Here is a 16,923-nt window from a genome sequence, read left to right on the forward strand (position 1 = left end):
TGGTTAAATTTTTCGATTTACGATAATTTACAGGGCATACCGTTAACTTAGCCGCATAAAATTCTGTTATGACCAGTCCGAATAGATTACGCATGTTAGATCGCATCGATTTAGCAATTTTAGACGCTCTGCAAAAAAATGGCAGAATATCGAACGTAAACCTCGCAAAACAGGTAAACCTGAGCCCAAGCCCGTGTCTAGACCGTGTAAAACGTTTAGAGCAAGAAGGCTACATCGAAGGCTACTACGCAAAGCTTAGCGAAGGTAAACTTAACCAGAGCTTGTTAGCGCACGTGCAAGTATCCTTGGTGACATCTAATACATCAGTTTTTAAAGTGTTTCGCGAGTATATTTTAAATATTCCTCAAGTCGTTGAATGTGACATGGTTGCTGGTGGCTATGACTATTTATTAAAAGTGCGAGTCTCAGATATGGATGAATACCGCCAAGTGCTTGGCGATTTAGTTGATATTCCGGGGGTTGGTACACATCATACTTATATGGTTATCGAAAAAATTAAACAAGATACCGGACTTAGATTCGATATATAGATACAAAAAAAGCACCAATAGGTGCTTTTTTGCAGTTTTACCGGTTATGCCCAGCCGTCATAGCGTTTACGGCGAGATAACACTACAGTTAGGATAATGCCTAACAGTAAACCAATAAATGCAATGGCACCGCCATAAGTTAATAGCTGGCGTTTCTCTTTAGCACTTGCGGTTTGTTTTGCATTACGCTCAGACTCGATGGTGCTCTTAAGGGTTTCGATTTGCTTGCTAAGTGCTAGGTTTTGATCTGTCAGTGCTCTATTTTGTTCTTGTAATTGCGGCAGCTCAATCTCTGCTTGACGAAGTTGCTCTTGCATTAACGTCATATCATTATTTAGGGCTTGAAATTGTTGTTGGATACCTGCATTTTCGGTTACGAATTTTGCTTCTACCCAGCCTTCACGATCTTTATCATCACGAATTTTAAAGTAACCATTATCTTCATCCGATAACAACATAACTTGTGTACCTGCATCGACTGAGCCCAGTATACGGTAGTTTTTGCTTGGACCAGAGTGCATAAAGGTGTACAGATTATCGACTATATAGGCGGTGTTTTGGCTGTCGCTGCTTGGCGCTTCTTCTGCGTAACTAATAAAAGAGGTGGCCGCAAGGAGCAACCCAAAAATACACTGTTTTAACATCAATCTACCTTGTTAATGTGATCTTGCCTAGAAGTGGCTAAATTTATAATTTCTTTAAGTATAGAGATAGTAGGGATTTCAACTATCAATAGCAAGGCTGATATTGTAATCCGTGATTAGACTTGGTCGCAAAAATCAGGAAAAAATTTGCATTAAGTAGCTGCTTTGTTTATTTTGAGCACTTATTTATTTTAAATGTACTCCGCAAAACGAATGGATACTGAGATAGAACTGAAGTTTTTGGTGTCAGATGCCGTTGTTCCACTGATCCCCGCATTAATTACCCAATTTGCAAAAACCGTTACTAATAAACCGTCGCGAAGCTTACAAAATGCTTATTACGATACGCCAAGCCGAGAATTACGTGCTTTAGATATTGGCCTACGAACTCGTTGTTGCGATAGTGATTGTGAGCAAACCATCAAACTTGCCGGCGAAGTGGTTGGTGGTCTTCATCAGCGCCCTGAATACAACTTACCACTCACAGGTAATCGCCCTGATTTACTTGCTTTTGATGCCGCTATTTGGCCGCATGGAATGCAAGTATCTGCCATTGCTGAGAATCTATACCCAATTTTTAGTACAAATTTCATTCGCCGTACATGGTTACTCGAAACCGAAAATGGTGCAAAAATTGAAGTGGTGTTAGATAAAGGTGAAGTTGCTGCATCGGGTCAGGTTGAGCCAATTTCTGAACTTGAAATCGAACTTATCGAAGGTAGCCGCAATGAACTGTTTGCATTAGCGGATAAATTAGTTAGTGAGAGTCATGTTCGCTTAGGTCTTTATTCTAAAGCTGCACGTGGTTATGGGCTTGCCGATGACAAGCCATTAAAAGCAAGTAAATCAATCGGCTTTGTGCCGTTAAAACGTGATGCTACGCAAGAGCAAGCATTAATCGAAAGTATCAACTACGCGATTCGTTTTGTACAAAAACATGAAGCGTGTTACTTCATTAAACCGAGTTTAAAAACGCTTAAGCGTGTGACCGACGGTATTCGTTTAATTCGTCATACATTTTGGCTTTTTGACGACATTGTTAGCAAAGACGACACTGAATCATTGCGCACTGAGTTAAAGTGGTTATTAAGTGAATTAGCTTGGGTTGAAAATGCAATTCAGCTAAAAACGTACACTTCAAAGCGCCATGCATACTACAAAAAAATCAACAGTGCGCCAGAGCTCACACAGGTTATTAATGACTTAAAAGAACTACAGCCAAGTATTGACGATATTGAAACACTATTCCATAGCACCCGTTACAACCGCTTGCTATTACAGCTAACGACGTGGTTAATTGAAAAGCAATGGCGCAAATCATGGGGGCAAGCTGAGTTTCAGGCTGCGGAAAAACCGGTTGCCGATATTGCTAAGCGTTTATTTGCTAAAGATTGGCACGACATGCACGAGCTCATTCCTGAGCAACAAGTGTTTACAGATAAAGATTATTTGGCACTGCGCACGCGTCTTGAAAACTCATTACTTAGCGGCAACTGCTTAGGGGCTTTGTTCGATAGAGAAGATCGAAATGAGTTTCGTATGCCGTGGGTCGATATCTCGCATGGTATTTATGAGTTAAGTACCCTTGAGTACTTAAAGCAATTATGTGCAGGACAAGACGACTTAGAGCTGACAAAAATTCAATCATGGCTTGATCAAAAGTCTGAATTTTTAGTGAGTGCAATGGAGCAAAGTCGCCACGCTTCATTTAATACAGACCCTTACTGGCTGTAAATCAATGCGCTTTGGCCTATGGATTGGGTTAGCATGGTTGAGTTTATCGGCATTTGCTAATCCTATCGAATGGAAAACTTACAAACAGCAAGACGATATTAAAGTTAGCTATAAAAAACACGACACTGGCATTGTAGAAATTAATGCCTCTGTGCTGGTTAAAAATGCCAAAGCAAGTGACTTTATGGCGTTGTTAAGTGATACCGACAATGCACCAAATTGGCTTGAAAATGTAAAAAGCGTGACCTTAATGGAGCGCTTAAGCCCCTCGGAAACGCTTGTTTACACCCATTTTAATTCGCCTTGGCCGGTGTCAGACCGAGATTTAGTGAGTTACTCTTGTTATCATGCTTTGGATGAACACAAAACAGAGTTACAAATCAAAAGCCAACCGTATGCAAAAGCCGAAGTTGCAGGCATTGTGCGTATTAAAGACCTTACCGCTTATTGGCGTTTAGAAGAGCAACAAAGCAATTTGTTGGTACGCCATCAAGCCTATGCAGATCCAAGTGGCTCAATTCCCCGCTGGTTAAGTAATAAAGTGTCGTTAAAAAGCGTCTATAAAACTCTAGAAGCACTCCGAGAACAATTAGCTAATAATCAATTTTCTCGTATCAAATCACCCAGCCGTATCGGTTCATGCCCTCATTTTGAGTAGTAATACAAAAATATTACATATAATTACAAAAGATTGATTGAAATTGTTCCTTTTTTAAATACACTCTGTTTCGTTTTTATTACAGGGATATTGTATTTATGGAACTTAAGCCGTTTGCTACAAGTAGGTGGTATGCCTTTGTTGAGGAAAATACTCGGTTGGCAATGTTATGGCTAGCTGGTGTCACTTTATTTATGGCATTTAGAGTGTTTTTCTTATTCTATTTTTATGACCATCTTAGTAGTCCTTTAACACTCGATACATTTGCAACGACATTAAAAGCAGGCTTTGCCTTTGATTCTGCTGCTGCTGGTGTTTGCTTAACAATTCCATTTATTTTTAACTGTTTCTTACAACCAATTCGAAAATCGCATTGGGTTGCTAGTGTTCGTCATTACAGTGCTCAGATATATCTTAGTTTAAGCGTGTTACTATGTGTTGTTAGTGTGACCTACATAGCTGAGTATGGTAGTCAGTTTAATTACTTCATGTTTGAAGGGCTGCATGACGATCAGGCCGCAATTCTCAAGACAGTCGCTATGCAATATAAACCATGGGGTAGTGTCATTACATTATGTGTTTTATTGTATTTTTCATTTAACATTTGCAATTGGATTAATCGGCATCAGCTTCATGTACTGAGTAATTTGTTTACGGATTGTAAAGTCAAGCGCACAGTGCTTGTTATAATCATGGTTGTTTTAACAATTTGTGCTGTAAGAGGGTCTTTTGAATCTCGCCCTGCAATGCGCAAATGGTCTGCAGTGACACCAGATCCTTTCGCCAATAACTTAGTCATAAATCCGTTGAGAAGCTTTATATACGCAATCAGAGATTATAATGAACTTCAGAGTCATGGTGCTAACTCCAAGAATCCTTATTTAGCTAATGATCAATCTATTAGCGAACCGCTAATTAATTTAAAGCATACTACAACTGGCGTACTTACTACGCAGCCATCGAGAATATTTCTTATCATAATGGAAAGTTATGATTCGTGGCCATTGCAAGAAAAGTATTTTGGGCTAGGTCTTACAACACAGTTACAAAAACTGGCTGAAAAAGGTTTGTATTTCCCAGATGCATTGCCTGCAGCGAGTAGCACAATGAACTCGCTTTCAAGCATCTTATCCGGCATTCCTTATGCAGGCGTTAATATGAGCAAGATTGGCCCACAAAAACCAGCTAGTCCAATGTCGTTATTCGAGCAATTGGAACAGCAAGGCTATCGCAGCCAGTTTTTTTATGGGGGGTTATTGTCTTGGCAGAATATTGGGACATACGCAAAATCACAAGGTGTTGATAGATTATATTCAGCAGCAGACATGGGAGGTAAAGGTTCAGCAGGTGTGTGGGGTATAGATGATCAACAACTATTCGAACTGGTTGCTAATAAAGCGAAAGAAAATACCTTTAATGTTGTAATGACAACCAGTTATCACGGACCTTTTAATTTAAATTTAAAACAGTATGGCTACCCCTTGGAGTCTATTGATGATTACCCTTCAGCATTACGAGAGTTAAACTCAGAACTTTTGTCGCCCTATACACTTGGCCACCTTTGGTATGCGGACCATATGCTTGGAGAGTTTGTTGATAAGATGGAGTCGCAATACCCAGATGCACTTTTTGTTATTACTGGCGATCATTACAGCCGTCGTTACATTCATGACCAGCCTAATTTATATGAACTCACTCATGTACCCATTGTTTTTTATGGTCAAGCTATACAGCAACTAAAGGCAGAACCGCAGCTGGCCAGCCATATGGATATTGCTCCTACAATTTTGAATTTGGTGGCAAAGCCAAATAGTGCATTCTATAGCGTTGGTAAATCACTATTATCACCAACAACAGACCGGACAATTTTTGGCTTTCAGACAGCTCGCAAAGGACAACAATTATGGCGAGGTGACTTTTCGGGGATTTATGAATATCATTTGATCAACGAAAAGCAGCGATATGATGTGCGTTACAACAAACAAAGCACACCTTTTGCAAAAATAGATAACGCAACATTCAACGCATATAACCAATATATGGGCATAGCGTGGCACTTGTTGCTAAAAGGCGAGCAGTAGGAAAAGCATGAAAGAACCAAAAATTCCCTTGGTTAATAAGCCAAATGGTATTGGTATTGGACGCATTTTTAAAGCAACTAAATGTTCAGTTAAAGGATTTAAAGCGGCATTTAAAGAAGAGTCCGCATTTCGCTCTGAAATCTACCTAGGGGTGTGTTTATTACCTTTATCAGTCGTGCTTGCACAGTCGTTGAATCATTGGTTAGTGCTGTTTATTCCTTACTTATTACTATTAATCGTCGAGTTACTTAACTCGTCAATAGAAGCACTGACTGACCGAGTAGGGATTGAGTATCATGTATTATCAGGGCGTGCTAAAGATATGGCTTCAGCGGCAGTGACATTGGCGTTGCTAATTCTAGCCTTAGTCTGGGGTGTGGCAGTTTACGAAAAAATTATAAGTTATCTTTAAATCAGATAAGCCAGAAATAAAAAAAAGCGCCGAAGCGCTTTTTTATTTTATCTAACCTATTACAGACCAGCTGCTGCGCGAAGTGCGTCTGCTTTGTCTGTGCGCTCCCAAGGGAACTCTTCACGACCGAAGTGACCGTAAGCCGCAGTCGGTTGATAGATAGGACGCTCAAGATCAAGCATATGGATTAAGCCGTAAGGGCGAAGATCGAAGTGCTCACGTACTAATTCGATTAGACGCGCTTCTTCTAATTTACCTGTACCAAATGTCTCGATACTGATTGATGTTGGCTCTGCAACACCGATAGCGTAAGAAACTTGTAGCTCACATTTATCAGCAAGGCCAGCAGCAACCACGTTTTTAGCAACGTAACGTGCAGCGTATGCAGCGCTGCGGTCAACTTTTGATGGATCTTTACCAGAGAATGCACCACCACCGTGACGAGCCATACCACCGTATGTATCAACGATGATTTTACGACCTGTAAGACCACAGTCACCCATTGGGCCACCGATTACGAAACGGCCAGTTGGGTTGATGAAGAACTTAGTTGCGCTTGAGATAAGCTCAGCAGGAAGAACCGGTTTAATGATAGTTTCCATTACCGCTTCAACTAAGTCGTTTTGTGAGATTGAATCACAGTGTTGAGTTGAAAGAACAACTGCATCAATGCCAACAGGCTTGCCATTTTCGTATGCAAACGTTACTTGAGATTTTGCATCTGGGCGTAACCAGTTAAGCTCACCGCTTTTACGAACTTCAGCTTGACGCTGAACTAGACGGTGTGAATAAGTGATTGGTGCAGGCATTAAAACGTCAGTTTCGTTACATGCATAACCGAACATTAGACCTTGGTCACCAGCACCTTGCTCTTCAGGACGAGCACGGTCAACACCTTGGTTGATGTCTGGAGATTGCTTACCGATAGTGTTTAGGATTGCACAAGAGTCAGCATCGAAACCCATGTCAGAGTGCGTGTAACCGATTTCACGTACTGTTTTACGTGTGATTTCTTCGATATCAACCCAAGCGCTAGTTGTGATTTCACCACCAACCATCACCATACCAGTTTTAACGTAAGTCTCACATGCAACACGGGCATGAGAATCTTGCTCTAAGATAGCATCTAGAACCGCGTCAGAGATTTGGTCCGCGATTTTATCCGGATGACCTTCAGAAACAGATTCAGAAGTAAATAAATGTTTTGCCATTGTATTTCTGCTCACAAATATTGCGCTTCACAAACGTCGGTAATAGCGCTAAAAAATTAAGGGGCGTATTTTATCTAAAACAAATATGTTTGCATAGTAATTTTACGCCTAGACGTCCATTTAAAATTACTAATAACGTATTGTTCTTAATAAACGCCCATAATTGGTGCATTTAATGCGGATTTTTAATTGCACTGTACCCTTACAATAAGTAAGAATGGGGCTTCATAAACAACCAGCGCAAATACATAAAGGTAGGAGAATTCATGCCATCACGCAAAGAACTTGCAAATGCTATTCGCGTCTTATCAATGGACGCAGTACAACAGGCCAAATCTGGCCACCCTGGCGCCCCTATGGGCATGGCAGATATCGCGGAAGTACTATGGCGCGATTATCTAAAGCACAACCCTACGAATCCAGAGTGGGCAGACCGCGATCGATTTATTCTTTCGAATGGTCACGGTTCAATGCTGATCTATTCTCTACTGCACTTAAGTGGCTATGACTTACCACTAGAAGAAATTAAAAACTTCCGTCAAATGCACTCAAAAACACCAGGTCACCCAGAGTATGGTTACGCTCCTGGTATTGAGACTACTACGGGCCCATTAGGTCAAGGGATCACAAATGCAGTGGGCATGGCAATCGCCGAAAAAGCGCTAGCTGCACAGTTTAACCGTGAAGGCCACGATATTGTTGATCACTTCACGTACGCATTCATGGGCGATGGCTGCTTAATGGAAGGTATTTCTCACGAAGCCTGTTCATTGGCGGGTACATTAGGCCTAGGTAAACTAGTTGCGTTTTGGGATGACAATGGCATCTCAATTGATGGTGAAGTAGAAGGTTGGTTCAGCGATGACACACCAGCACGCTTCAAAGCATACGGCTGGCACGTAGTAAGCGATGTAGATGGTCATAACCCAGATGCAATTCGCGCCGCAATCGAAGAAGCTCGCAGCATTACTGATAAGCCATCACTCATTTGTTGTAAAACAGTGATTGGTTACGGTTCACCTAACAAATCAGGTAGCCATGACTGTCACGGTGCACCTCTAGGCGAAGACGAAATTAAAGCATCTCGTGAGTTCCTAGGTTGGACTGGCGATGCATTTGAGATCCCTGCTGATATCTACAGCGAGTGGGATGGCAAAGAAAAAGGTAAGCAACTAGAAGCAAGCTGGGACGAAAAATTTGCCGCTTACGCAAGCGCATACCCTGAACTTGCTGCTGAGTTTAAACGCCGTACAAATGGTGAGTTACCAGCTGATTGGGCTGAAAAGTCACAAGCTTACATCGAAGAGTTACAAGCAAACCCAGCAAACCCAGCAACTCGTAAAGCATCACAAAATGCATTAAACGCGTTTGGTCCATTATTACCAGAATTCATGGGGGGCTCTGCTGACCTTGCTGGTTCAAACTTAACACTTTGGGATGGTTCAAAAGGCTTAGAAGCAAACGATGCAAGCGGTAACTATATTTTCTACGGTGTACGTGAATTTGGTATGTCAGCGATTATGAATGGTATTGCACTGCACAAAGGCTTTATTCCTTACGGTGCTACTTTCTTAATGTTCATGGAATACGCTCGTAACGCAGTACGTATGGCGGCATTAATGAAGCAGCCGAGCATCTTCGTATACACGCATGATTCAATTGGTTTAGGTGAAGATGGTCCAACGCACCAACCAGTAGAGCAAATTGCTAGCATGCGTTTAACGCCAAACTTAGTGAACTGGCGCCCATGTGACCAAGTTGAGTCTGCAATTGCGTGGCAACAAGCTATTGAACGTAAAGATGGCCCAACGTCACTGATTTTCACTCGCCAAGGCCTTGAGCAACAAACGCGAACTGCACAGCAGTTAGCTGATGTGAAAAAAGGTGGTTACGTACTTAGCTGTGACGGTGAGCCAGAACTTATCCTTATCGCAACGGGCTCTGAAGTACAGCTTGCACAAGATGCCGCTGCAGAACTTCGTTCACAAGGTAAAAAAGTACGCGTGGTATCTATGCCTTCAACTGATTTATTTGATGAGCAAGACGCTGCTTATAAAGAAAGCGTACTACCAGCAAGCGTAACACGCCGCGTAGCAATTGAAGCGGGCATCGCAGACTACTGGTACAAATACGTAGGCCTAAATGGCGCAGTAGTTGGTATGACGACCTTCGGTGAGTCAGCACCGGCAGGCGAACTATTCAAGCACTTTGGTTTCACTGTTGAAAACATCGTAAACAAAGCAAACGCTTTGTTCTAAGCTTTAGCCGCTAAAATTTAAAAGCCCGCCCTGTATAACCACAGCGCGGGCTTTTTTATGGCGATTTAAAGAGCAGAGTGAAACCTAACGGTTTTAGCTCTCAGCTTTCAGCCGTCAGCTTTAAAAATTCCTCACCGTAGGCGTGAAATTTATTTGGCGGGAAAAGTCATGTTTCTAAGTTAAATACCAGAAGTCAGATTTGAGTTTGCTACTTTCGCCTTTTAAATGAAGGCTATGCGCCAAAAATTGGATTCACATCCATACTTTTGTGGAGAATACGGATAATCTCAATATTTTGACTGCCGATTTGACGATAAAAGATTACGTGGCTTCCTTGTGGAAATTTTCTGTAGCTATCGCGAATTTCGTCACAGTCTTTATCAATTTCAGGGTTTTCGGCTAATAGCCAGAATATGTCATCAAACTGTTTTAGATAAATATTTCGCTGTTTACGACCCCTGCGTCGAGATGTAAACAAGGCTGCATCTTTTAAATCAGATTTTGCCTTGTTAGTTAACTAAAATGGCCTCATTTTATTTCATTTTTATCTAATTCATTGATAAACGAATCAAGGTCATAATCCGCAACTCCACTATTTTCACCTTCAATAAGTAATTGGCGTAAAGTGTTCATTTTCGTTTTTTGGCTTTCAAGTAAACGTAAAGCGGCGCGTATGACTTCACTTGCTGAGCCATAGCGGCCGCTTTGGAGTTGATTAGCAATAAAACTGTCAAAATGGTCACCCAAAGTAATGCTAGTGTTTTAGCCATGATATAGCCCTTAATACCAATAGATACCTAAATATGGTATCGGTTTGAGCTTGGATGCAAGGCGCGTTACAAAGCGTTAAAGCCATATTCTTTGAGGTTCCATTAAAACGATCCATTCAGATACTCGCGCTAAAGCCTGTCCTACAACAATTGTACGATCTTACAGCTAATCCGGCTTGATTATTTCTCACCCAGCCCTACTTGAATACTAAACCGACAACTGGCAATGTTTATACGTTAATAACAAAACATCTCAGGAGTAAGTATGACTCAGTTTGACAGTGTAAGTGTTGTAAAAAAAGCGAATGTCTATTTTGATGGAAAAGTTTCGAGCCGTGTTGTGCTATTTGCCGATGGCAGCATTAAAACATTGGGCTTTATGCAGCCAGGAGAATTTGAGTTTGGCACAAATCAAAAAGAGCACATGGAGCTGCTAGCGGGAGAGTGGCAAGTATTACTGCCTGGCGAAACACAGTGGCAAACCATGAAGGCGGGAGATTCATTTAATGTAGACGCGAACGTTACCTTCCGCGTCAAGGTAACTGATTTCGCAGATTATTGTTGCTCGTACACTTAATGAGCAGATGTTAACCTCTCTGAACAGCCCGTGTGGTGCGGGCTTTTGCATACTTTATCCGCAACGCATGATCTAAATCATCAGTGGTTACAATCAATTACTAATTATCTGCAATTTTCGCTTGTGTTAATTCAATTCGCCCCCAATACTAACTGTGAGGTAACAATAAAAAAGGATACCCTATGAAGATTAATATTTCTGGTCATCATGTTGACGTTACTGACTCTGTAAGAGAGCACATCAACGAGAAGTTCTCGAAAATTGCAAGCCATTTTCCATCACTAATATCTCTTGATATTATTCTTTCAAAAGAACATCACAAACATCAAGCTGAGATCAGCACAACCTATGAAGGTGCAAGTTTATCAGTAAAAGCTGAGGATGATGTGATGTACCCAGCAATTGCAAGTGCCGCAAAAAAACTAGATGCATCTCTGAAGCATCGTAAAGGGCAAATGAAAGCCAAACTACACGAAAAGCCGGTCAGTACTACACCGGAAATTGCCCACGAAATCATTCAGGAAATGAATCTGAGCTAATTATAATTCGCCAGTCCAAGTGACTAGCCTTAAAACTTAACCTAAAAAAGCCAACCGTTGCGAAACGCTTGGCTTTTTTAGTCTTATTATTCAGCCTTCAGCCGTCACTCAGGTTGAAATTCAAAAAGTTAGCGAGTTACTAGGGGAAAGAGTAAAGTTAGTGAGATACGAGACGTAGGAGGCGTTTTAACGCCGAACAAAAATGGAGATATTAGATATCAGTCGTTAGAAGTCAGATTAAAAAAACCAACGAGTAGCGAGTTACTTGACACAAGTGATAGGTAGTCTAGTGTTGCTAACTTGCTAACTTGCTAACTTGCTAACTTGCTAACTTGCTAACTTGCTAACTTGTTAACTTGCTAACTTGCTAACTTGCTAACTTGCTAACTTGCTAACTTGCTAACTTGCTAACTTGCTAACTTGCTAACTTGCTAACTTGCTAACTTGCTAACTTGCTAACTTGCTAACTTGCTAACTTGCTCTGCTTCCAATCTCACCTAAAACGCTGTAAGTTGCTTGTAACTAAGAATAAAATACACAAAGCGTATGCAATCAGCAGTATCAAATTGGCAATCTAAATTAAATGCTCTAGGGCCGGGTATTTTAATGGCTACAGCCGCCATTGGTGGCTCACATCTAGTAGCCTCAACACAAGCAGGGTCGTTATTCGGCTGGCAGCTATTTTGGCTAATCATTGTAGTAAACGTATTGAAGTACCCATTCTTTCGATTTGGCATGGAGTACACACTCGCGACTAAGCAAAGTTTAGTTGAGGGCTATAAGCAAAAAGGGCCTGGGTATTTCTATAGTTTTATTGCGCTTAATATTGTTGCCGCTGTGGTGAACACTGCAGGGGTTTTATTATTAACGGCTAGCCTGCTGCACTACGCATTACCTATTACTATTTCTGTAACCTTATTATGCTGGCTGATTTTGGCTGTATGTTTGCTTATTTTGTTATTGGGGCACTTTAAAGCGCTCGATAATGTTTCTAAGCTAATTATGGGGCTGCTAACGGTTACAACAGTAGCTGCGTTGATAGTAGCGATTAATAATGGCGTTATGAATAATGGAACAGCGGCGTCTGTTGACTATGTGGGCCCGTCGCCTTATGAACTTGCCATGCTTGGCTTTATGGTTGCTTTGATGGGCTGGATGCCTGCACCTATCGAAATATCAGCAATTAGCTCACTGTGGCTAAAAGAAAAGCAGCACCAACAAGCGGTGACAAAACAACAAGGCTTGTTTGATTTTAATTTGGGTTACTGGCTTACCGCAGCACTGGCGCTCGTGTTTTTCTCACTAGGTGTATTAGTGCAATATGGTCAAGCACAAGCTGTGCAATTAGGTGGCGTGGCCTTTGCTAAGCAGCTAATTGATATGTATGCCCTCACTATGGGCGAGTGGGCAAGGCCGCTGGTTTCGGGTATCGCTTTTTTATGTATGTTTGGTACTACGCTAACAGTGCTTGACGGCTATGCCAGAACATTAAATGAGTCGCATAAACTGCTATCGATTAAACAATCTAAACATAGTTTAAATATGTGGTTATTACTGCAAGCATTTGCTGGCATGGCAGTGATTTTATTTTTTAAATCAGCCCTTGGGCCAATGCTTACTTTTGCAATGACCCTCGCTTTTGTAACGACTCCCGTATTTGCATGGCTGAACTTTAGTTTAGTGCGCTCAGAACCTAGCATTCATCACTCACCCTTATTACGTACCCTAAGCTGGCTGGGTTTGCTTTATTTAGTTGGCTTTGCACTGGTGTTTTTGGTTTGGAAGGTAATGTAAAGGGAGCTATCAGCTTTCAGCCGTCAGTTTTTAGCTGTTCGAGAAGGGGCTTAGTTATTTGTGTTTATAAACAATTGTAACTTTACATTCATTTCTCGGTTTTTATGCTGTTTGACGGCTGACAGGTTTAGCTCAACTCCCTAATGGCATTACTAATCCCGTCTAGCGTAAGTGGGTACATGCGGTTGTCCATTAGCTGCTTTATAAAATCAATCGATTGATAATAGCGCCAGTGTTCAACAGGTTGTGGGTTGAGCCAAGCGACTTTATCAAAGTGATTAGTTATGCGATTTAGCCAGGCACTGCCAGGCTCTTCATTCCAATGTTCTACGCTGCCACCGGGGTAGGCTATTTCGTAGGGCCCCATAGTGGCATCGCCAACAAAGATCACCTTGTAGTCGCTGGTGAACTTGTTAATCAAGGTCATGGTATCAATCACATTTGAGTGGCGACGTTCGTTGTCTTGCCAAACATGTTCATATAAACAGTTGTGAAAATAGTAAAACTCAAGGTGTTTAAACTCGCTGTGTGCAGCGCTAAATAACTCTTCACAGGTATGAATGTAATCATCCATTGAACCGCCGATATCAAACAGCATCAATACTTTTACTGCATTGTGGCGCTCTGGAGCCATTTTTACATCTAGCATACCGCCTTGCTTTGCCGTTGCGCGGATAGTTTCGGTTAGATCGAGTGTATCGCTGGCACCAGTGCGGGCAAATTTACGCAGTTTTTTAAGAGCAAGTTTAATGGTGCGAGAACCTATTTCACGGTCGCTATCAAGGTTTCGGTAGCTGCGTTTATCCCATACTTTCACTGCACGGCGATGTCGATTACCGTCTTGACCTATTCGCACACCTTCTGGGTTATAACCATAGGCGCCAAATGGCGAAGTGCCACCAGTACCCACCCACTTATTACCCCCAGCATGGCGCTTTTGTTGCTCTTCAAGGCGTTGCTTGAGGGTCTCCATGAGTTTATCAAGGCCGCCCATGGCTTGTAATTGCGCTTTTTCTTCTTCGCTTAAATGCTTTTCAAACTCTTTACGCAGCCAATCATCAGGCAAGGCATGTTGTTGTTTTAAGCTTTCGAGAAGATCAAGGTCAGCGACTCCACTAAAGTAATCAGCAAAGGCTTTATCAAAACGGTCAAAATGGGTTTCATCTTTAACCATGATGGTACGCGCTAAGTAATAAAACGCGTCAACGTCTGCAAAAATAACCCCTTGCTTGAGCGCATTGATCAAATCAAGTAGCTCTCGCAAACTAACTGGTAAGCGGTATTCGCGAAGCTTAAAGAAAAACGCAATTAACATCTTAACGGCGGCTCATAAAAGCAAGTTTTTCGATTAAGCTAATGTCTTGCTCGTTCTTTAATAACGCCCCAAACATCGGCATTAAGCCACCTTTTTGGCTTTTATCATGCAGTGTTTTAGCGTCTATATCTTCAGCCATCAGTAGCTTTAACCAATCAAGCAATTCGCTGGTTGATGGCTTTTTCTTAATGCCGTTTACTTCACGTAGATTAAAGAACACCTCAAGTGCTTGGCGAACTAAATCTTGTTTAACGTGAGGGTGGTGTACATCGATAATCTGTGCCATTTCTTCGCTACTTGGAAAATCAATGTAATGGAAAAAACAACGACGTAAAAAGGCATCTGGCAGCTCTTTTTCGTTATTCGAGGTAATGATCACAATCGGACGTTGCTTAGCAATCACTCGCTCGCCGGTTTCATAAACATGAAACTCCATTTTATCGAGTTCTAATAGCAAGTCGTTTGGAAATTCGATATCGGCTTTGTCGATTTCATCAATCAATAGCACTGGGCGTTTATTATGTTGCTCTCCATAGGTAAAGGCTTGCCATAATTTGCCTTTTACAATGTAGTTGCTGATATCGTGCACACGCTCATCACCTAACTGACTGTCGCGCAGGCGTGATACCGCATCATATTCATAAAGGCCTTGCTGCGCTTTAGTGGTTGATTTGATGTGCCATTGAATCAGCGTGGTGTCTAAGCTTTTCGCAAGCTCTTCCGCCAGCATGGTCTTGCCTGTGCCTGGCTCACCTTTTATAAGCAGGGGTTTTTCGAGCAAGATTGCTGCGTTAACCGCTTGTTTTAATGAGTTACTGGCAATGTAGTTATCGGTTGAATTAAAAAGCACGATGTCACCTTATCTGGTCTGAGCAGTGATTAATAACGTCATGATGCCACAGTTAGACGACGTCTGAAAGGTATGCAAAACGCGGTACAGTTTTCCCCTCTACAATGACTGTTTCTGTAAACATACTGAGCGGGCGTGCCCACATACCAAATTCTCCGTATAGCGCTTGGTAAATTACCAGTGGCTCATTGCTTTCGCTATGAGTAGCAACATATTCAACTTTATATTTTGGGCCTTTGTAATGTTGGTAAATACCAGGTTTGATTGTCATGTGTTTATCTCGCATCTTGGAGTCATTTGGGTATAATTGCAGTTTGCACATTATACGCTGAAACAAACTGCCTAAACTATGAAATATATTTCGTTAGATGAATACAAAAAAGCCTGGGTTTTCCGTCATAAAGATATGCCTATAAGCAGCGAAGACGCAACGCAAATCAAACCTATGAGCGCTGAACGCGCTGCGGTTTTATGGACCACTATGGTAAGCCGTGAGCATGACCACCCGGACTTTTTTGATAAAACAGATTGGTGTGGCAAAGAAGACAGCTTTTCAGAAACCATTAACTGGGAAAATGCGTGGGAAGCTGGTGATGAGCAGTTACCAGAAGAGATCCTTAACCACTTAGCGTGGGAAGCAAACACCACTGTGTATTTTTGTATGGCTCGCGACAATATTATTGAAACCAGCTTTGCGGTTTTTAAACGTTGTTGGCAAAACTTTATGTTTTTAGCTGATGGTAGTTTGTTATTAGGTAAAAAGCGTGATGCAGTGGTGCAGTTTTTAGAAACTGGCAACGCAAAATTGGGTAAAAAAGGCGCAGTAAAGTAGCGCTCAATAAACGCTCTATGCTATAAAACAGTCAAGCATTTGTTTTATAAGAGCGCGCATTGTCTAAACCAACTTCACAGAGCGAACACTCGCAACAAGCCGAAATTTGGCAGACTGATGCCGATCGTGCTTTGTATGCGCAGTTATGCAACGCATTTTATGCTCGTGAGATCCCACGTTTGGTTGATGAACCAGATGCTGCAAGGCTAAAACGCTTATTAGCAAGCTTGCCCTACTACATAGAGCGTTTGGCTATGCGTATTGTGAGTGGTGATGCGCCATTGCAGCTAGATTCACAAAACGGTAGTTGGCTTGAAAAACAAAAAACAACGCCGCCAGTTTATAACAAAAAAGACTCAGAAGAGTTTTATAGTCACCATGCTAAGCGCGGGTTAATTGTTCCCGTGCTAATTAATGACGAACAATGTACTACGGTGCGCATAGACAGCTTAGATCAAGTAAGCGACAATAAGGTACATTGCAACGAGCTTGGTTGGTTTGATAATTCAGGTGAATCGTTAGAGCACACACATGTACACCTGTTAAAGCCTGCAAAAGCGGTGATGGCAGCTGCGTGCTGTGGCCATCAATGGCAATTTAATAAACGCACTACACCTAAGCGTTTGTCATTAAGAGAAATGCTACTTGCAAGCAATATAAATTGGCGTAATTTAAAACGCCCTTTGACTTAATTTAA

Annotated in this window: 17 protein-coding genes and 1 pseudogene; 11 read left to right on the forward strand and 7 right to left on the reverse strand. The window is 41.7% G+C overall.

The genetic code is table 11. The annotated features are described in order from the left end of the window. The first annotated feature begins 68 nt into the window (after positions 1 to 68). Positions 69 to 551, forward strand: a complete 483-nt coding sequence (locus J3455_RS08410; RefSeq protein WP_130050682.1) for a winged helix-turn-helix transcriptional regulator — start codon at positions 69 to 71, stop codon at positions 549 to 551. A gap of 44 nt (positions 552 to 595) precedes the next feature. On the opposite strand, the gene J3455_RS08415 is transcribed toward J3455_RS08410, so the two are convergent. Continuing rightward, positions 596 to 1,195 carry a TIGR04211 family SH3 domain-containing protein gene (locus J3455_RS08415; RefSeq protein ID WP_297330628.1) on the reverse strand — a complete coding sequence of 200 codons (600 nt, stop codon included), beginning with the start codon at positions 1,193 to 1,195 and terminating at the stop codon, positions 596 to 598. 213 nt (positions 1,196 to 1,408) lie between these two features. Between J3455_RS08415 and J3455_RS08420 the strand changes: the two genes are divergently transcribed. The 4 genes from J3455_RS08420 to J3455_RS08435 all read left to right on the forward strand — a co-directional run bounded on the left by J3455_RS08420 (position 1,409) and on the right by J3455_RS08435 (position 6,080). Next, positions 1,409 to 2,929 (forward strand): CYTH and CHAD domain-containing protein, encoded by a 1,521-nt coding sequence (locus tag J3455_RS08420; RefSeq protein ID WP_167658545.1) that lies wholly within the window; start codon positions 1,409 to 1,411, stop codon positions 2,927 to 2,929. A 4-nt stretch (positions 2,930 to 2,933) separates the two neighbouring features. Continuing rightward, positions 2,934 to 3,587 (forward strand): START domain-containing protein, encoded by a 654-nt coding sequence (locus J3455_RS08425; RefSeq protein ID WP_130050685.1) that lies wholly within the window; start codon positions 2,934 to 2,936, stop codon positions 3,585 to 3,587. Positions 3,588 to 3,685: 98 nt separating this feature from the next. Next, complete coding sequence (locus J3455_RS08430) at positions 3,686 to 5,668, forward strand: LTA synthase family protein (RefSeq protein WP_349561523.1); 1,983 nt, start codon at positions 3,686 to 3,688, stop codon at positions 5,666 to 5,668. A 7-nt stretch (positions 5,669 to 5,675) separates the two neighbouring features. Continuing rightward, on the forward strand, positions 5,676 to 6,080 hold the full coding sequence (locus J3455_RS08435) for a diacylglycerol kinase (RefSeq protein WP_130050687.1): 405 nt from the start codon (positions 5,676 to 5,678) through the stop codon (positions 6,078 to 6,080). Between the two features lie 59 nt (positions 6,081 to 6,139). Here J3455_RS08435 and metK read toward each other — a convergent pair whose 3' ends face one another. Then, the gene (metK, locus tag J3455_RS08440) at positions 6,140 to 7,291 is read right to left on the reverse strand and encodes a methionine adenosyltransferase (protein ID WP_130050688.1); all 1,152 of its coding nucleotides are present in this window, start codon (positions 7,289 to 7,291) and stop codon (positions 6,140 to 6,142) included. A gap of 266 nt (positions 7,292 to 7,557) precedes the next feature. Between metK and tkt the strand changes: the two genes are divergently transcribed. Then, the gene (gene tkt, locus J3455_RS08445; protein ID WP_130050689.1) at positions 7,558 to 9,549 is read left to right on the forward strand and encodes a transketolase; all 1,992 of its coding nucleotides are present in this window, start codon (positions 7,558 to 7,560) and stop codon (positions 9,547 to 9,549) included. 232 nt (positions 9,550 to 9,781) lie between these two features. Here the strand turns inward: tkt and J3455_RS08450 are convergent. Both J3455_RS08450 and J3455_RS08455 read right to left on the reverse strand, forming a co-directional pair. Then, a pseudogene (locus J3455_RS08450) lies at positions 9,782 to 10,054 on the reverse strand (type II toxin-antitoxin system RelE/ParE family toxin); the annotation flags it as partial. 23 nt (positions 10,055 to 10,077) lie between these two features. Continuing rightward, a complete protein-coding gene (locus J3455_RS08455; protein WP_205987941.1) occupies positions 10,078 to 10,302 on the reverse strand; it encodes a type II toxin-antitoxin system ParD family antitoxin in 225 nt (74 codons plus the stop codon). Between the two features lie 282 nt (positions 10,303 to 10,584). On the opposite strand from J3455_RS08455, the gene ppnP reads away from it, so the two are divergent. The 3 genes from ppnP to J3455_RS08470 all read left to right on the forward strand — a co-directional run bounded on the left by ppnP (position 10,585) and on the right by J3455_RS08470 (position 13,229). After that, positions 10,585 to 10,896, forward strand: a complete 312-nt coding sequence (gene ppnP / locus J3455_RS08460) for a pyrimidine/purine nucleoside phosphorylase (RefSeq protein WP_349561524.1) — start codon at positions 10,585 to 10,587, stop codon at positions 10,894 to 10,896. A gap of 182 nt (positions 10,897 to 11,078) precedes the next feature. Then, a complete protein-coding gene (gene hpf / locus J3455_RS08465) occupies positions 11,079 to 11,435 on the forward strand; it encodes a ribosome hibernation-promoting factor, HPF/YfiA family (RefSeq protein WP_130050692.1) in 357 nt (118 codons plus the stop codon). Positions 11,436 to 12,041: 606 nt separating this feature from the next. Next, positions 12,042 to 13,229, forward strand: a complete 1,188-nt coding sequence (locus J3455_RS08470) for an NRAMP family divalent metal transporter (protein WP_434784473.1) — start codon at positions 12,042 to 12,044, stop codon at positions 13,227 to 13,229. Between the two features lie 127 nt (positions 13,230 to 13,356). On the opposite strand, the gene J3455_RS08475 is transcribed toward J3455_RS08470, so the two are convergent. The 3 genes from J3455_RS08475 to J3455_RS08485 are packed head-to-tail and all read right to left on the reverse strand — an operon-like array spanning position 13,357 to position 15,680. Beyond that, positions 13,357 to 14,544 (reverse strand): vWA domain-containing protein, encoded by a 1,188-nt coding sequence (locus J3455_RS08475; RefSeq protein ID WP_054551134.1) that lies wholly within the window; start codon positions 14,542 to 14,544, stop codon positions 13,357 to 13,359. A 1-nt stretch (position 14,545) separates the two neighbouring features. Beyond that, positions 14,546 to 15,394 carry an AAA family ATPase gene (locus J3455_RS08480; protein WP_063703233.1) on the reverse strand — a complete coding sequence of 283 codons (849 nt, stop codon included), beginning with the start codon at positions 15,392 to 15,394 and terminating at the stop codon, positions 14,546 to 14,548. A 52-nt stretch (positions 15,395 to 15,446) separates the two neighbouring features. Further along, positions 15,447 to 15,680: a DUF1653 domain-containing protein gene (locus tag J3455_RS08485; protein WP_484581185.1), complete on the reverse strand. Its 234-nt coding sequence runs from the start codon at positions 15,678 to 15,680 to the stop codon at positions 15,447 to 15,449. A 63-nt stretch (positions 15,681 to 15,743) separates the two neighbouring features. On the opposite strand from J3455_RS08485, the gene J3455_RS08490 reads away from it, so the two are divergent. Together J3455_RS08490 and J3455_RS08495 are read left to right on the forward strand one after the other, a co-directional pair. Further along, entirely contained in the window at positions 15,744 to 16,226 is a 483-nt protein-coding gene (locus J3455_RS08490; protein WP_349561525.1) for a DUF2947 domain-containing protein, read from the forward strand. A gap of 59 nt (positions 16,227 to 16,285) precedes the next feature. Then, on the forward strand, positions 16,286 to 16,918 hold the full coding sequence (locus tag J3455_RS08495) for a hypothetical protein (RefSeq protein WP_130050695.1): 633 nt from the start codon (positions 16,286 to 16,288) through the stop codon (positions 16,916 to 16,918). The last annotated feature ends 5 nt before the right edge of the window (positions 16,919 to 16,923 follow it).

Origin of the sequence: Pseudoalteromonas sp. NFXS39, assembly GCF_040148775.1 — a bacterium.
Taxonomy (GTDB): Bacteria; Pseudomonadota; Gammaproteobacteria; order Enterobacterales; family Alteromonadaceae; genus Pseudoalteromonas; species Pseudoalteromonas apostichopi.

Bases quoted from the DNA above. Each gene is read 5' to 3' on its own strand.
- J3455_RS08410 (WP_130050682.1), top strand. From the start codon at position 69: ATGACCAGTCCGAATAGATTACGCATGTTAGATCGCATCGATTTAGCA.
- J3455_RS08415 (WP_297330628.1), bottom strand. From the start codon at position 1,195: ATGTTAAAACAGTGTATTTTTGGGTTGCTCCTTGCGGCCACCTCTTTT.
- J3455_RS08420 (WP_167658545.1), top strand. From the start codon at position 1,409: ATGGATACTGAGATAGAACTGAAGTTTTTGGTGTCAGATGCCGTTGTT.
- J3455_RS08425 (WP_130050685.1), top strand. From the start codon at position 2,934: ATGCGCTTTGGCCTATGGATTGGGTTAGCATGGTTGAGTTTATCGGCA.
- J3455_RS08430 (WP_349561523.1), top strand. From the start codon at position 3,686: ATGGAACTTAAGCCGTTTGCTACAAGTAGGTGGTATGCCTTTGTTGAG.
- J3455_RS08435 (WP_130050687.1), top strand. From the start codon at position 5,676: ATGAAAGAACCAAAAATTCCCTTGGTTAATAAGCCAAATGGTATTGGT.
- metK (WP_130050688.1), bottom strand. From the start codon at position 7,291: ATGGCAAAACATTTATTTACTTCTGAATCTGTTTCTGAAGGTCATCCG.
- tkt (WP_130050689.1), top strand. From the start codon at position 7,558: ATGCCATCACGCAAAGAACTTGCAAATGCTATTCGCGTCTTATCAATG.
- ppnP (WP_349561524.1), top strand. From the start codon at position 10,585: ATGACTCAGTTTGACAGTGTAAGTGTTGTAAAAAAAGCGAATGTCTAT.
- hpf (WP_130050692.1), top strand. From the start codon at position 11,079: ATGAAGATTAATATTTCTGGTCATCATGTTGACGTTACTGACTCTGTA.
- J3455_RS08470 (WP_434784473.1), top strand. From the start codon at position 12,042: ATGGCTACAGCCGCCATTGGTGGCTCACATCTAGTAGCCTCAACACAA.
- J3455_RS08475 (WP_054551134.1), bottom strand. From the start codon at position 14,544: ATGTTAATTGCGTTTTTCTTTAAGCTTCGCGAATACCGCTTACCAGTT.
- J3455_RS08485 (WP_484581185.1), bottom strand. From the start codon at position 15,680: ATGCGAGATAAACACATGACAATCAAACCTGGTATTTACCAACATTAC.
- J3455_RS08490 (WP_349561525.1), top strand. From the start codon at position 15,744: ATGAAATATATTTCGTTAGATGAATACAAAAAAGCCTGGGTTTTCCGT.